Consider the following 14,263-nt stretch of genomic DNA (forward strand, 5'->3'; position numbering starts at 1 on the left):
TTGCGCTGCGCGCGCCGCTCGGGCAACCGCCGCGAGCTAGATGTTTTATAAGAGGTATGTTCGGCACTTTGCTTCGCTCGTGCCGGGCATCTCGCGACTTCGCGAGATGTGGGTGTGCCAGTGCTGCGCGATTTTCCGACACCACGAGATCAACCTCGCAAGAAAAGTGCAGTGGGCATGTGTGCCCCAACCCAACTCAATAAACGCCCCAGCACGAGCGAAGCAAAGTGCCGCAAACACCTCTTAGTTAATCACCGACTCGCGGCGGTTGCCCGAACGGAGCGACGCAGTCGCGCAGTGAGTTCTGCCGCGTGACCCAGTATCCCAAAACGCATTTTTGGTGACTTTTTGGGCAAGACCAAAAAGTTACTCGCCCGCCGGGGCGAAACCCGGCCTCCGCCCTCAAAAAAATCACAAAAGCAAAAATTCAAAGAGACTTCAAGAACGCATGCACCACATGATCCGCATACCGCGCCGCCACGGTCTCCACAAACTGCAGGAAGTCCAGATGCGCCCCATCGTCCGCCCGGTCGGACACCGTCCGCACCGCAGCGAACGCGACACCATAGTCCGCGCAGACCTGCGCCACCGCCGCCCCCTCCATCTCCACCGCCAGCACGGCATGCCCCGCTGACTCGAGCGCGGAGCGCAGCGCGGTGGACTCCGCCAGCGTGCTCACGAATCGGTCTCCGCTGGCGATCAGTCCCGCATGCACCTGCGGCACATGGTGCGCCGCCATGCCAAGGGAAGGCCAGTCGATCTGGTGGCTGTCGCGCTCGACGGTTGCGCGCGTGGCGGCAAGCAGCGCCTCGGTCAGCGAAGGATCGCAGGCCATGCGGATCTGTGGATAACCGGGCACGAGCCAGCGATCGACGATGGGCGAGGCGTCCATGTCGTGCTGGAGATAGTCCTGCGCGACCACCACGTCGCCCACCTGCACGTGGGCGCCCAGGCCGCCCGCGACGCCGGTGAATACGATGCGCCCGGCTCCGAAGCGCTCGATCAGCGCCGTGGTAGTGGTGGCTGCCGCGACCTTGCCGATGCCCGACAGGGCCAGCACGACCGCATGGCCGTGCAGCGTTCCGCGCCAGAACGTGCGGCCCGCATGCGTGATTTTTTCTGACTGCTGAAGTGCGGCAACAAGGCTGCCCTGTTCCTGCGGCAGCGCGCTCAAGATGGCGATGGTCGACACGTCAAAGTTCCCCGGACAAACAACTGGCAAAGCCGGGGATTATCGCGGCAAGTCACGCTGCGGGCCGCGCCGGGTCATGTCATTTCTTGTCGCGCAGTTCGCGGCGCAGGATCTTGCCGACCGGTGTCTTGGGCAGGCTGTCGCGGAACTCGATGACGCGCGGGCGCTTGTAGCCGGTGAGGTTGTTCTGGCAGAACTCCTTGACCTGCGCCTCGGTGAGGCTCGGGTCCTTCTTCACGATCACCAGTTTCACCGCCTCGCCGGTCTTCTCGTCGGGCACGCCGACCACGGCGCACTCGAGCACGCCCGGCATCATCGCGATGACTTCCTCGACCTCGTTCGGATAGACGTTGAAGCCGCTCACCAGCACCATGTCCTTCTTGCGGTCGACGATCTTGAAGAACCCGCGGTCATCGATGATGCCGATGTCGCCGGTCTTGAAGTAACCGTCCTCGGTCATGACCTTGGCGGTTTCATCGGGACGCTGCCAGTAGCCGGCCATGACCTGCGGCCCCTTGATCGCGATCTCGCCGGGAGTGCTCTTGAGGATCACGTCGCGACCCTCGTCGTCGATCAGCTTCATGTAGGTGCCTGGAATCGGCACGCCGATGGTGCCCGAGAACTCCTTGGACGTGACCGGATTGCAGCTTGCCGACGGACTGGTTTCGGACAGGCCGTAGCCCTCGACGATGGGGCAGCCGGTCTTCTCGAGCCAGAGCTTGGCGACCGCGCCCTGCACCGCCATGCCGCCGCCCACCGAGCACTTGAGGTTCTTCCAGTTGACGGTGTCGAAGTCGGGATGGTTGGCCAGCCCGTTGAACAGCGTGTTCACCGCCGGGAAGCTGTGGAAGGTCTGCTTGGACAGTTCCTTGAGCACCGCCGCCAGATCGCGCGGATTGGGGATCAGAATGCTTTTGCCGCCGGTGCGCATCGACAGCATCATGTTCACCGTGAACGCGAAGATGTGATAGAGCGGCAATGCGCAGATGTGGGTCGGCTGCTCGCCTTGCGGCACCTTGCTCATGACCGGCGCGTTCCACGCCTCGGACTGCAGCACGTTGGCGATGATGTTGCGGTGCAGCAGCACCGCGCCCTTGGAGACGCCGGTCGTGCCGCCGGTGTACTGCAGCAACGCGATGTCTTCGGGATGGATCTCGGGCTTGCTGAAACTGGCCTTGGCTCCGCGCGCCAGCGCATCGTTGAAGCGCACCGCGCCCGGCAGCGAAAACTGCGGCACCAGCTTCTTCACGTTGCGCACGACGTAGTTGATCACCATGCCCTTGAGAAACCCCATGCGGTCACCCATCGTCGCCAGCACCACGTGTTTGACGGGCGTGCTTGCCATGCAGGCCTGCAGCGTCGCAGCGAAGTTCTCGATGATGATGATGGCCTTGGAGCCCGAATCCTTGAGTTGATGCTCCAGCTCGCGCGGGGTGTACAGCGGGTTGACGTTCACCACCACGAACCCCGCACGCAAAATTGCCGCCACCGCCACCGGATACTGCGGCACGTTCGGCATCATGATCGCCACGCGATCCCCCTTCACCAGCCCCAGCGACTGCAGGTAGGCCGCAAGCTGACGACTTTCGGCATCGGTATCGGCATAGGAGATCTCCTTGCCCATGAAGCTGTACGCCGAACGGCCCGCGTAGTCTCTGAACGCCTGCTCCATGAGCTCGACCAGTGACTCATACTGGGACGGGTCGATATCGGATGGCACGCCAGGCGGATAAGCGCTGAGCCAGGGGCGATCTGTCATGCTGGGGTCTCCTGAATAGTCGAAGTCTGATGCAAAAAAATGTGTAAATCTTGGGCATTGTCCAGCGCCCGAGACGATTCTGGAGTCTGGATTACCCTAGAAAAACGCAAATTTCTGCACGATCGTTCGCTTTTTCTCAAGGAAGCACCAAATGCGAACCCGTCGCATCCACAACGACACCTCCACGGCAGCAAAAACAAAAAGGCCGCGCGGCACCAAAGCACCGCACGGCCTGTTCCAACGCAATGGAAAGAGCTATTCGACAGCCTTGCCGATATCCTCCACCACCTTCTTGGCATCCCCGAACACCATCATCGTCTTGTCCATGTAGAACAGTTCGTTGTCGAGCCCCGCATACCCCGCGGCCATCGACCGCTTGTTCACGATGACCGTCTTGGCCTTGTAGGCTTCCAGAATCGGCATGCCATAAATGGGACTGCCCTTGGTGTGCGCAGCAGGATTCACCACGTCGTTGGCGCCCAGAATGATCGCCACGTCGGCCTGACCGAACTCGCCGTTGATGTCCTCCATCTCGAAGACCTGGTCGTAAGGCACCTCGGCCTCGGCCAGCAGCACGTTCATGTGACCGGGCATGCGACCTGCCACCGGGTGGATCGCGTACTTCACGTTGATGCCCTTTTCCGTGAGCTTGGCGGCCAGTTCCTTGACCGCGTGCTGCGCGCGGGCGACGGCCAGACCATAGCCTGGAACGATGACCACGGTTTCGGCCTGGCTCAGCACGAAGGCCGCGTCGTCGGCGCTGCCGCTCTTGACCGGACGCTGCTCGGCCTTGCCGCCGGTGGCCGCTGCCGCGTCACCGCCGAAGCCGCCCAGAATCACGTTGAAGAACGAACGGTTCATCGCCTTGCACATGATGTAGCTCAGGATCGCGCCCGAGCTGCCCACGAGCGAGCCCGCGATGATCAGCATGCTGTTGTTGAGCGAGAAGCCGATGCCGGCGGCCGCCCAGCCGGAGTAGCTGTTGAGCATCGAGACCACGACCGGCATGTCCGCACCGCCGATCGGGATGATGATCAGCACGCCCAGAACGAACGCCAGCGCGATCAGCAGCCACATGTCGATGCGCGCCTCGCTGACGGTGTAGCCCACGATGAAGAACACCAGCGCCAGAGCGAGCGCCAGATTCAGCATGTGCTGGCCCTTGAACTGCACGGGAGCGCCCTGGAACAGGCGGAACTTGTACTTGCCCGAGAGCTTGCCGAACGCGATGACCGAGCCGCTGAAGGTGATCGCGCCGATGGCCGCGCCGAGCGCGAGCTCCAGACGGTTGCCGTGCGGGATCGGCGAGTTGTGGCCGGTGATGCCGAAGGCCCAGGGCTCGACCGCCGCCGCGACCGCGATGAACACTGCGGCGAGGCCGATCATGCTGTGCATGAAGGCGACGAGTTCGGGCATCTTGGTCATCTCGACGCGGTTGGCCATGTAGGCACCGATGCCGCCGCCGACGACCAGGCCGCCGAGCACGTAGACCAGCCCTTGCGCACTCTCGCCCGCGAGCTTGTAGATCAGCGCGGCCGTGGTGACGACCGCGATCGCCATGCCGACCATGCCGAAGACATTGCCGCGGATCGAGGTGGTGGGGTGGGAGAGGCCCTTCAAGGCCTGGATGAAGCAGATGCTGGCGATGAGGTACAGCAGCGTGACCAGATTCATGCTCATGCTCATGCCTCCTTCTTCGCGTCAGCCGAAGCGGGAGCGGCCTTGCGCTCCTTCTTCTTGAACATCTCCAGCATGCGCCGGGTGACGAGGAAGCCGCCGAACACGTTGACCGCGGCCAGCGCCACGGCGAGCACGCCCATGGTCTTGCCAAGGGTGGTCTCGGTGAGCGCGGCCGCGAGCATCGCGCCCACGATCACGATCGCCGAGATGGCATTGGTCACCGCCATGAGCGGGGTGTGCAGGGCGGGCGTGACCGTCCAGACGACGTGATAGCCCACATAGATGGCGAGCACGAAAATGATCAGATTGATCAGGGTTGGGGAAACGGACTCCATGAGCGTTCTCCTTGATTCTTGTATCAGGTGCTCCCCCACACCTTCTGCGGGATCGCGCGCCTTGTTTCTTGTTCAGCGCGCGTCCCGCATGCGGTCATTGAGGAAGCGGTACGGGAAATGGCGGTACGACGAATCGGCCATCCAGCATGGCAACACTGTTCTTGGCGGCTTGCACAAAGTTGTCGAGCCATTCCTGCGCGGGCTTGCCCGCTGAAAGGAATTGGTCCGTGCCCACGGTTTTTGGCCGCAGCAGGCGTTGGTCAACAAGGGCTTCCACCAGCAGGTAGCCGCCTTCCGCAGTCGCGTACCGGTAGGACACGTGCGAATATGGCGCAAGGGGTTCAGCGTTGTGTTGCTTGACCCACTTTTCCAGAACTGGACGATTCTTCGTCAGGAACTCTTCGTTGTCCGCGCGTCGCTTGAAGCGCAGACAGTCAATGCGGATCGGGCTGCCCTTTGCGAAGTCGTCGACCTGCACGCCCTTTTGAACGGGACAGGTGTGGCTCCACAAAGTGGTGTCGCGAGGATCATTGGTGGCGTTGGTCTGCACGACGATCACGGCCAGCATTTCGCTTTGCGGGCCACGCAGGCCGACGGCCTGGGTGCGCATGGGCAGATCGTGCGAGACGTCGTCCGGCAACACGTTGAAGAGTGCGTCCGCGCCCTGATCGATGCGCTCCCAGTCGCCCGGGGGCAACTGCAGATCGGAGCGCCCCACCTTCACCAGGTTGGGCTCCATCGGCGCGCAGGCGGTCAGAAACATCGCGGAAGCCGCGACGGCCGCAAGGGCCAGCGCGGAGCGTGTACGCACAGAAATCTTCAACATGAAAAACCAAAATCCTTGCTATCCCGAACAGGCGGCAGGCAGCATCAGCCTATTGGCGGGTGACGGCACCTTCGTGGGCCACCAGACAGGCGACCACGATGTCGTCCTCGCGGTTGATGTGCAGCTTGCCGTCCTTGTCGATGATGAGTTTGAGAAAGTCCAGAACGTTGCGAGCGTACAGTGCCGACGCGTCCGCCGCGACCAGCGCGGGCAAATTGGTCTCTCCCACAAGGGTCACTCCATGCTTGACGACGGTCCGGTCCGCCTCGGTCAGGGGGCAGTTGCCGCCCTGTGCCGCCGCCAGATCGATGATGACCGATCCGGCTTTCATGGATTTGACCATTTCTTCAGTCACCAGCACCGGGGCGGCACGTCCGGGAATGAGCGCCGTCGTGATCACCACGTCGGCCTGCGCCACGCGCTTGGCCACCTCGGCACGCTGGCGCGCCAGCCAGCTCTCGGGCATGGGACGGGCATAACCGCCGACACCTTCGGCTGCTTCTTTTTCTTCCTGTGTCTCGAACGGCACGTCGATGAACTTGCCGCCCAGCGACTCGACCTGCTCCTTGACGCTCGGGCGCACGTCGCTCGCCTCGATCACGGCGCCCAGGCGCTTGGCGGTCGCAATCGCCTGCAGGCCCGCCACGCCGACGCCAAGAATCACCACGCGCGCCGCCTTGACGGTGCCCGCTGCGGTCATCAGCATGGGGAAAAAGCGCTGGTAACGGTCCGCCGCCATGATGACGGCCTTGTAGCCCGCCACGTTGGCCTGCGACGAGAGCACGTCCATGCTCTGGGCGCGCGTGGTGCGCGGCGCTGCTTCGAGCGCATAGGCGGTCACGTTGCCGGCCGCCATGCGCTGCAGCCCTGCGGCATCGAACGGGTTGAGCATGCCCACCACCGTCGTGCCGACCTTGAGCAGCGGCATTTCAGCCTCGCCCGGCGCACGCACCTTGAGAACCAGATCCGCGCCCCAAGCGGCGTTCAGATCCACGATTTCCGCCCCCGCAGCCGCGTAGGCCTCGTCGGTCACGCTGGCGGCAACGCCTGCACCGCTCTGCACCCGGATCTGATGACCCTGGGCCTTGAGCTTCTTGACCGTCTCCGGGGTCACTGCGACCCGCGCTTCCCTCGCCACCGTCTCGGCTGGCACACCTATCAACATGGTATCTCCTGGAGTTTTGAATTCTTTTACCTGGAGTGCCCTGCAGCGTCCGGGCGCGCCCGAGTCACTCAGGGCACGCAAACATGCTCAGGGTCATCCCCCTCGTGCCAGGATCAAGCTGGCAATTGTCCAAACGATGGCGGCTGCAGTCAGTCTCCAACCGGACGGTAATCCGGCGAGATGGCAGCGGCAGAAACTGCCGTGCATTCTGCTCGACTCTTCCTCGACTGCAGTGAAAGTGGGCAAAAAGCTGACAAAAACTGTGCCAAAAAACCCAAAAACCAAGGGGTAACCCTAATCAATATCGTTGAAACGACATTGGATTGCGCGCTCAAAAAGCAAAACCCGGCGCCTTTTTCAAGACGCCGGGTTTCGGCACTTTCCACTGGAGCAGAAAAGGTAGATTCGATATCAGTTCACGACTTGCTTGAGCGAGCCGGCAGCGTATTTTGCAGCCATTTCGGTCAGCGGCACGCCCTTGATCGTGGAAGCTTGACCAGAACAGCCGAATTCCACATAGCGCTGCTTGCAGATCTGCTTGGCGGCTTCACGGGCAGGCTTCATCCACTCGCGCATGTCGAACTTGTCCGGATTCTCGGCCTGGAACTTGCGCACCGCGCCGGTCATGGCCAGACGGATGTCGGTGTCGATGTTGATCTTGCGCACGCCGAACTTGATGGCTTCCTGGATTTCCTCGACGGGCACGCCGTAGGTTTCCTTCATCTTGCCGCCGAACTGGTTGATGATCGCCAGCAGGTCCTGAGGCACCGACGACGAGCCGTGCATCACCAGGTGGGTGTTGGGCAGGCGGGCGTGGATTTCCTTGACGCGCTGGATCGACAGGATGTCGCCTGTGGGCTTGCGCGAGAACTTGTAGGCGCCGTGGCTGGTGCCGATGGCGATCGCCAGCGCGTCCAGCTGGGTGGCCTTGACGAACTGGGCGGCTTCTTCGGGGTCGGTCAGCAGCGCGGAGTGGTCCAGCACGCCTTCGGCGCCCACGCCGTCTTCCTCGCCGGCCAGACCGGTTTCCAGCGAACCAAGGCAGCCAAGCTCGCCCTCGACGGTCGCGCCGATCTTGTGCGCCATTTCCACGACCTTGCGGGTCACTTCCACGTTGTAGTCGAAGTCCGCGGGCGTCTTGCCGTCTTCACGCAGCGAGCCGTCCATCATCACCGAGCCGAAACCCAGGTTCAGCGCGCCCTGGCAGATGGCGGGCGACGTGCCGTGATCCTGGTGCATCACCAGCGGGATGTGGGGGTAGGCTTCAACGGCCGCCTGGATCAGGTGCTTGATGAAGGATTCACCGGCGTACTTGCGGGCACCGGCGCTGGCCTGCAGGATGACGGGAGCACCCACTTCGTCCGCAGCCGCCATCACGGCCTGCACCTGTTCCAGGTTGTTCACGTTGAAAGCTGGGATGCCATAGCCGTTTTCAGCAGCATGGTCGAGCAGTTCGCGCATCGAGACGAGAGGCATGGGGTTGTTCCGTTGAAGAGTTTATGGATCGACTTCAACCGGCCTGCGGGGCATTCCGACGGTCGTCGCAGCGCGGGCGACCGTTGGTAACCGGTTGGTAACTCTTCATTTTAGCGCCATGCGCCAAGTTGAGCCGAATGCAGGTGTTTCCTGAGGCGAATCCGCGTACTTATAAGTTTCACGGCTCGTTCAGACTGTCTTCATATTGAAGGAATAGATTCGCCAGCAGTTTTCATCCGTGACGATATCCACCGTCCATCCGCCATGCTGCCGCTCGATCATTCGCTTTTCCTGTTTCTGAACGCCGACGCGTCGACGCCCGCCGCGATCGTGGGCCTCGCCAAATGGCTGACGCTGGTTCTGCCCATGGTGCTGGGGGGCACGATCATCGGCGCGCTGATGTTTGCGCCAGCACCCGTGCAACGCGACCTGCTGGTGACCGTGCTCGGCATCGGGGCGGCGGCGCTCATTGCCTACGCCATCCGCCAGCACTGGCCCATGCCGCGTCCTTCGCAGCTTGACTGGGGCATCCAGTGGATCGCGCATGCCGAGCGCGCGTCCTTTCCGAGCATGCACGCGACGCAGGCATTTGCGCTGGCTCAGGGCCTTCTGCTGTCCACGCTCATCCGTGCGACCCCGCGCGGGCGCACAGCCATCGCCCTCGTCTGGGTCTGCGCGCTGGCCATCGGCTGGAGCCGCGTGTGCCTCGGTCTGCACTCGCCCTCCGACATCCTCAGCGGCGCGATTCTGGGAATCGCCACCGCCAGCATCACGGCCCTCGCGGCCCGTCGCCTCGCGCTTACTGCGCGCGGCAGATCTTCAGCATATTCGTCCCGCCCGGCGCACCCATAGGCTCGCCGCAGGTGATCACATAGAGATCACCCTGCTGGACGATGTTGCGCATCTTGAGGTGGTTTTCCGCCTGCTCGAGCGCGGTGTCGCGGTCGGCGCTGGTGTCCATGAGGAGTGGGCGCACGTTGCGGTACATCGCCATCTTGCGCTGCGTCGCCACCTTGGGCGTGAGCGCGTAGATCGGAATGTGGATGCGGTGACGGCTCATCCACAGCGCGGTGGAGCCCGAGTCCGTCATGGCCACGATCGCCTTGGCGCCCAGATGGTGGGCGGTGAACAGGGCACCCATGGCGATCGACTGGTCGATGCGGCCCAGCGTCTGGCCGTCGAAATCATCGTCGCGGTCCGGATCCTCGGCCGCCTCGGCGGCGGCGCAGATCGTCGCCATCTCCCGCACGGTCTCCAGCGGATAGCGGCCAGCGGCGGTTTCGGCGCTCAGCATCACCGCGTCGGTACCGTCGAGCACGGCGTTGGCCACGTCGCTCACCTCGGCGCGGGTCGGCACCGGGTTGGTGATCATGCTCTCCATCATCTGGGTCGCGGTGATCACGAACTTGTCCATGTCACGCGCCATCTTGATCATCTTCTTCTGCAGCGCCGGCACGGCGGCGTTGCCCACCTCGACCGCCAGATCGCCACGGGCGACCATGATGCCGTCGGAGGCGCGCAGGATTTCCTCGAGCAGCGGCACCGCCTCGGCGCGCTCGATCTTGGCGACGAGCCCCGGGCGATGGCCGGTGCCGGCCGCCGCCACGTAGCAGAGCTGGCGCGCCATCTCCATGTCAGTCGCGTTCTTGGGAAAGCTCACGGCCACGTAGTCGGCCTGGAAGCTCATCGCGGTCTTGATGTCCTCCATGTCCTTGGCGGTCAGGGCGGGCGCCGTGAGGCCGCCGCCCTGCTTGTTGATGCCCTTGTTGTTGGAGAGCTCGCCGCCGATCTTCACCACCGTGTGCACCGCATCGCCGCGCACCGCCGTCACTTCGAGCACGATCAGGCCGTCATTGAGCAGCAGCGTGTCGCCGGGACGCACGTCACGCGGCAGCTCCTTGTAGTCAAGGCCCACGCCGTTGATGTCGCCCAGCTCGGCGCGCGAAGCGTCCAGCACGAAGGCCGCGCCGTCCTCCAGCATCACCTTGCCTTCGGCGAACTTGCCGACGCGGATCTTCGGGCCCTGCAGGTCGGCCATGATGGCCACCTCGCGACCGGCACGCTGCGCGGCGGCACGCACCATCTCGGCACGATCGATGTGGTCCTGCGCCTTGCCGTGGCTGAAGTTCAGCCGCACCACGTTCAGGCCCGAGGCAATCATCTTCTCCAACAGAGCCGGATCGCTGGAAGCGGGGCCCAGGGTGGCAACAATCTTGGTAGCGCGGCGGATATGGTTGACCATCAGTCTCTCATTGGTTTGTGTAATCGAGTTTCAATTTTTGCACAAAACGAGTTACATCGCGGGTACGAATTCCACCCGTTTCAGGCAAAAGCGACATTACCTTATCAGCACCGCGCATCGAGCGCCGCCGCCACGGCCATCACCGCAGCACCCGCACCGGATTGCCCCGCTCCAGCGACCAGTGCTGCTGGTTGCGGTCGTGCCGCGCGGCATCGGCGCTCTGCTCGGCCATTTGCTGCAGCTTCATCGCGATCAGCGCACGCGCCAGTCGCTTGTTGGCATGCTGACTGCGCTCGGTCATCACCTTGACGGCAATGCCGCTCGGCAGATGCGTCGCGTGCACGGCGGAGTCCGTGGTGTTCACGTGCTGCCCGCCCTTGCCCGACGCGCGGCAGGCCTGAAAGCGCAGATCGCGCTCGTCCAGCGTCGCGTCGAGCTCCGGCACCTCGCAGCGCCGCACGCCCACGAACCAGTTCTTGCGCCGGTGCCCCGGCCGGAACGGGCTCTCGAACACGCACTGCACGCTGCCCTCCCACTGCGCAAGCCACGCGCTCGCCGGCTCGCCGCGCACCTGCAGCAGCACCGACTTGTATCCGCAAGCCGTGGCGTTCTCCTCCACAAGCTGCAGTTCGACATGGTGTTTCGGCGCATCCCGCAGCATCGCGCGCAACGTCATGTCCACCGCGCGCTCACATTCGGCCGGTCCTTGTGCGGCCGTGATCTGTACCAACGTCAGCAGCATGCGGCCATCGCTCCTTTCTTGTAGGTGAGCAGCGGCCTGAAGCGCGCGACGAGGCGCACCAGTCCCGCATCCACCAACGCCGCGACGACCGAATCCACATCCTTGTAGGCCTGAGGGGCCTCCTCGTAGAGCAGTTCCTTGTCATTGCAGATCACCGTGCTGCCGAACTTGGTCTTGCGCAGTTCGTCCGACTTGAACTTGTGCGCCAGTCGCCCCATGCAGTCGGTGCGCGCCCATTTGCGACCCGCGCCGTGCGCGAGCGAATCCAGCGCCTCGTGACGGTCCACAGCCGGCTCCACCAGATAGCTGTAGTCGCCGCGCGAGCCCGGAATCATCACCAGCCCCTGATCGGCGGGCGTCGCGCCCTTGCGATGCAGAAAGCCGTCCACGCCATCGATCCTCGCGGGCAGCACATGGTTGTGGCTCACGTCGAGCAGCAGCTCGGCCTCCGCACGAATGGCCTGCAGAATGCGCCGCGCGATCCAGATGCGGTTCAGGCACGCGAAATCGAGCGCCGCGTCATGCTCGGCGAGGTACTCGCGCGCCGCGCCGGAATCGGCGGACAGCCCGGCGTGACCAAAGCGCTCCACATGCTGGCGCAGAATCGCCCCGCCGAGCCCGCGCGAGCCGCTGTGCACCAGCAGATGCACGCGCTTTCTGTCGATGCGCTCGTCGTCCTTTGCGTAGACCTCATCGACCACCTGCAGCTCCGCAAAATGGTTGCCGCCACCGATCGTGCCAAGGCTCTTGGCGAGCATCTCGCGCGTGGCCGGCAGGTGATCGATGGCGATGCCGTCAAGCTGCCGCAGCGCATCGTCCATCAGCGCGTCCGGCAGCGGGCCGTCGATGTTGCCAAGCTGCTTTTCGAACTTGCTGGCCGATGCGGAATGCGCGCGAAGATCGGTACGCCACAGCCCCATGCCGCAGCCGATGTCTCCACCCACCAGAGCGGGATAGAAATGGTTGGCGGAAAAGAACGCCGCCCCCACGGGATAGCCGCGACCCGGATGCAGATCCGGCAGGCCCACGGCCGCGCGGATGTGCGCGAGCCGTGCCGTGGTGCGAAGTTGTTCGAGCGCGGCGTCTTCAAGCCACACACGCTCGCCGGCGAAGACGCGAACCTGCGCATCGCCTTGCTGATTTTGAAATTGGGTAGTGCCCATAGGAATGAAATCTGAACAGGAGAAATCCTTCGCGCGGCCCCACCCTTTTCAAAGGGCGGGCGGCGCGAAAACATGCGTGCGCGTGTCGCGATGAACGCGAGCGGCGGGCAGTCCGGAAGTGCTCTGTCAGTCAGACCCGGGCGCGATTCGACGGATGCGAATCAGCGCCCAACGGGCTCATCCATGCGCAAACGCCCAAAGCGTTCGGCAAGCGATGAAGAAGACGAAGAAAGAGAAAAGGAAAAACTCAGGCCTGCGCGGCCACCTCGTTCACGCGGCAAACGATGCGGTCTTTTTGTTGTTCTGCAGTCTTGTTCATGATGCTGCTCCTTGCGTTTGAGGTGACGGGAAAAAGAAAGAAGTCCGGTGCATTGCGCACGGAACAGGAGGGAAAGTCTAACGACGCATATCCACGATAGCAAGAATTTTGCTGCATCCTTCGCTCCGGGCGTTGCGCAGGCGCACCAATCCCCCACGCGAAGCCGCGCCGCCCGACTACAAATCAAAACGTGACAAATAACAATAAAACTATCATTATTGGGACATTAATTAATCGAAACACAAGCAATCGCAGGGGAGAGAATGCTGTCCACCATGATGACGGTGCTGGTCACCGTACTGCTGTGTCTTCTGGCATTGGCGTTGTTCCTCAAATACGGCCTCAGGGCGTATTTCAAGCGCCATCTGAACGGCATGGTGAAAGCCGCCGCCGCCAACATGAAGGCAGGCGTCGCGCCCATCGCGCCGCGCATCACCATGGAGCTGGAACAGGTCGAGTTCCGTGATCCGCTGGTCAAGGAGTACATGCACGAATTCAAGGCGCTCTCGTACCGCTCGACCGGCCGCTACGTCATTCCCGAGATGCCCTATCTGCATCTGTGGAGCGGAGCGCACCACAAGGACGGCACGCTCGCGCTGATCCTGGAATGCGGCGACCAGTTCACCAGCATCGACGTGATCCGTTTCTATGAAGACGGCAGCGTGCTCGGCGCAGGCACGAACCCGTACTACCGCCCCGACAACTATCCTCCGCAAATGCGCTACCAGCAGTTCCCGCTCGGCGCATCGGCACGCGAGATCGTGACATGGATGCGCGAGCAGCCCGTGGCGTCGGGCGTCATCCACGTCACGCCCAAAAACCTCAAGGCGCTCAACACCCGCTTCTACGCCGAGTGCACCGACTTCCAGCTCGCGCGCCCCCTGCCCACCTTCGACGAATACCGCACGCGCGCGCTGAAGGACGCCGAGCGCATCGGCCAGAAGCCCCCCGAACTCAGTGAAACCCAATGGCGCATGGGCTACGAAGACCACCGCACGTCGCTGCTCGACGCGCTCGACGGCGCGCTCAAGGACCATCTGCTGCAGGGCGGCTCGATCACCGCACGCGAATGGGACTTGGTGCAGCACGACCTCGTCTTCATCCACAGTCGCCTGATGGACGAAGACATCGCCCTCCGCGCCCTGGCGCGCAGTGACTGGACCACCGACGAGCCCCAGGTCGAGCGGCTGCTCAGCAAGGGCATGGCCCCGGCGAAGCTGTTCGACGCGATCCAGGAACTGCTCCCGCCCAGCCAGCAATTCAGCCTGCTCGCGACCGTCACCAAGCCCGTCGTCAGCCGCGTCTACGCACCCGCTGTGGAGCGGGATTCGGAGATGGAGACGCGGATGCCGTGACGCGTCGAA

Annotated in this window: 13 protein-coding genes; 2 read left to right on the forward strand and 11 right to left on the reverse strand. The window is 63.3% G+C overall.

Annotation, left to right across the window (positions count from 1 at the left end; genetic code table 11):
- Positions 1-427: 427 nt before the first annotated feature.
- The 7 genes from ISG32_RS11005 to fba all read right to left on the reverse strand — a co-directional run bounded on the left by ISG32_RS11005 (position 428) and on the right by fba (position 8,433).
- Positions 428-1,192, reverse strand: coding sequence for a 5'-methylthioadenosine/adenosylhomocysteine nucleosidase (locus tag ISG32_RS11005; protein ID WP_194771071.1), 765 nt, complete (start codon positions 1,190-1,192; stop codon positions 428-430).
- A gap of 79 nt (positions 1,193-1,271) precedes the next feature.
- Complete coding sequence (locus ISG32_RS11010; protein ID WP_194771072.1) at positions 1,272-2,951, reverse strand: long-chain-fatty-acid--CoA ligase; 1,680 nt, start codon at positions 2,949-2,951, stop codon at positions 1,272-1,274.
- Positions 2,952-3,206: 255 nt separating this feature from the next.
- Positions 3,207-4,631, reverse strand: coding sequence for an NAD(P)(+) transhydrogenase (Re/Si-specific) subunit beta (locus ISG32_RS11015; protein ID WP_194771073.1), 1,425 nt, complete (start codon positions 4,629-4,631; stop codon positions 3,207-3,209).
- Between the two features lie 2 nt (positions 4,632-4,633).
- Positions 4,634-4,966, reverse strand: coding sequence for an NAD(P) transhydrogenase subunit alpha (locus ISG32_RS11020; protein WP_166311320.1), 333 nt, complete (start codon positions 4,964-4,966; stop codon positions 4,634-4,636).
- Positions 4,967-5,060: 94 nt separating this feature from the next.
- The gene (locus ISG32_RS11025; RefSeq protein ID WP_194771074.1) at positions 5,061-5,792 is read right to left on the reverse strand and encodes a hypothetical protein; all 732 of its coding nucleotides are present in this window, start codon (positions 5,790-5,792) and stop codon (positions 5,061-5,063) included.
- A 49-nt stretch (positions 5,793-5,841) separates the two neighbouring features.
- The gene (locus ISG32_RS11030) at positions 5,842-6,957 is read right to left on the reverse strand and encodes a Re/Si-specific NAD(P)(+) transhydrogenase subunit alpha (RefSeq protein WP_194771075.1); all 1,116 of its coding nucleotides are present in this window, start codon (positions 6,955-6,957) and stop codon (positions 5,842-5,844) included.
- A gap of 411 nt (positions 6,958-7,368) precedes the next feature.
- Positions 7,369-8,433: a class II fructose-bisphosphate aldolase gene (fba, locus tag ISG32_RS11035; protein ID WP_194771076.1), complete on the reverse strand. Its 1,065-nt coding sequence runs from the start codon at positions 8,431-8,433 to the stop codon at positions 7,369-7,371.
- A 264-nt stretch (positions 8,434-8,697) separates the two neighbouring features.
- On the opposite strand from fba, the gene ISG32_RS11040 reads away from it, so the two are divergent.
- Positions 8,698-9,285: a phosphatase PAP2 family protein gene (locus ISG32_RS11040; RefSeq protein ID WP_194771077.1), complete on the forward strand. Its 588-nt coding sequence runs from the start codon at positions 8,698-8,700 to the stop codon at positions 9,283-9,285.
- Here ISG32_RS11040 and pyk read toward each other — a convergent pair.
- The 4 genes from pyk to ISG32_RS11060 form a co-directional block, all read right to left on the reverse strand.
- The gene (gene pyk, locus ISG32_RS11045) at positions 9,233-10,675 is read right to left on the reverse strand and encodes a pyruvate kinase (RefSeq protein ID WP_194771078.1); all 1,443 of its coding nucleotides are present in this window, start codon (positions 10,673-10,675) and stop codon (positions 9,233-9,235) included. The genes ISG32_RS11040 and pyk overlap by 53 nt on opposite strands.
- Positions 10,676-10,814: 139 nt before the next feature.
- Positions 10,815-11,417 carry a peptide chain release factor H gene (gene prfH, locus ISG32_RS11050; protein ID WP_228529746.1) on the reverse strand — a complete coding sequence of 201 codons (603 nt, stop codon included), beginning with the start codon at positions 11,415-11,417 and terminating at the stop codon, positions 10,815-10,817.
- Positions 11,408-12,580 (reverse strand): RNA ligase RtcB family protein, encoded by a 1,173-nt coding sequence (locus ISG32_RS11055; RefSeq protein WP_194771079.1) that lies wholly within the window; start codon positions 12,578-12,580, stop codon positions 11,408-11,410. The genes prfH and ISG32_RS11055 overlap by 10 nt, the downstream gene beginning before the upstream one ends.
- A 247-nt stretch (positions 12,581-12,827) precedes the next feature.
- Entirely contained in the window at positions 12,828-13,016 is a 189-nt protein-coding gene (locus tag ISG32_RS11060; RefSeq protein WP_194771080.1) for a hypothetical protein, read from the reverse strand.
- Between the two features lie 146 nt (positions 13,017-13,162).
- Between ISG32_RS11060 and ISG32_RS11065 the strand changes: the two genes are divergently transcribed.
- Entirely contained in the window at positions 13,163-14,254 is a 1,092-nt protein-coding gene (locus tag ISG32_RS11065) for a hypothetical protein (protein WP_194771081.1), read from the forward strand.
- Positions 14,255-14,263: the final 9 nt, after the last annotated feature.

The sequence above is a fragment of the Diaphorobacter caeni genome (assembly GCF_015354245.1).
Classification (GTDB): Bacteria; Pseudomonadota; Gammaproteobacteria; order Burkholderiales; family Burkholderiaceae_C; genus Diaphorobacter_A; species Diaphorobacter_A caeni.

Excerpts from the sequence above, each read along its gene's own strand:
- pyk (WP_194771078.1), bottom strand. The coding sequence starts at position 10,675 with ATGGTCAACCATATCCGCCGCGCTACCAAGATTGTTGCCACCCTGGGC.
- fba (WP_194771076.1), bottom strand. The coding sequence starts at position 8,433 with ATGCCTCTCGTCTCGATGCGCGAACTGCTCGACCATGCTGCTGAAAAC.
- ISG32_RS11065 (WP_194771081.1), top strand. The coding sequence starts at position 13,163 with ATGCTGTCCACCATGATGACGGTGCTGGTCACCGTACTGCTGTGTCTT.
- ISG32_RS11010 (WP_194771072.1), bottom strand. The coding sequence starts at position 2,951 with ATGACAGATCGCCCCTGGCTCAGCGCTTATCCGCCTGGCGTGCCATCC.
- ISG32_RS11055 (WP_194771079.1), bottom strand. The coding sequence starts at position 12,580 with ATGGGCACTACCCAATTTCAAAATCAGCAAGGCGATGCGCAGGTTCGC.
- prfH (WP_228529746.1), bottom strand. The coding sequence starts at position 11,417 with ATGCTGCTGACGTTGGTACAGATCACGGCCGCACAAGGACCGGCCGAA.
- ISG32_RS11020 (WP_166311320.1), bottom strand. The coding sequence starts at position 4,966 with ATGGAGTCCGTTTCCCCAACCCTGATCAATCTGATCATTTTCGTGCTC.
- ISG32_RS11030 (WP_194771075.1), bottom strand. The coding sequence starts at position 6,957 with ATGTTGATAGGTGTGCCAGCCGAGACGGTGGCGAGGGAAGCGCGGGTC.
- ISG32_RS11060 (WP_194771080.1), bottom strand. The coding sequence starts at position 13,016 with ATGCAGCAAAATTCTTGCTATCGTGGATATGCGTCGTTAGACTTTCCC.
- ISG32_RS11015 (WP_194771073.1), bottom strand. The coding sequence starts at position 4,631 with ATGAGCATGAATCTGGTCACGCTGCTGTACCTCATCGCCAGCATCTGC.
- ISG32_RS11040 (WP_194771077.1), top strand. The coding sequence starts at position 8,698 with ATGCTGCCGCTCGATCATTCGCTTTTCCTGTTTCTGAACGCCGACGCG.
- ISG32_RS11025 (WP_194771074.1), bottom strand. The coding sequence starts at position 5,792 with ATGTTGAAGATTTCTGTGCGTACACGCTCCGCGCTGGCCCTTGCGGCC.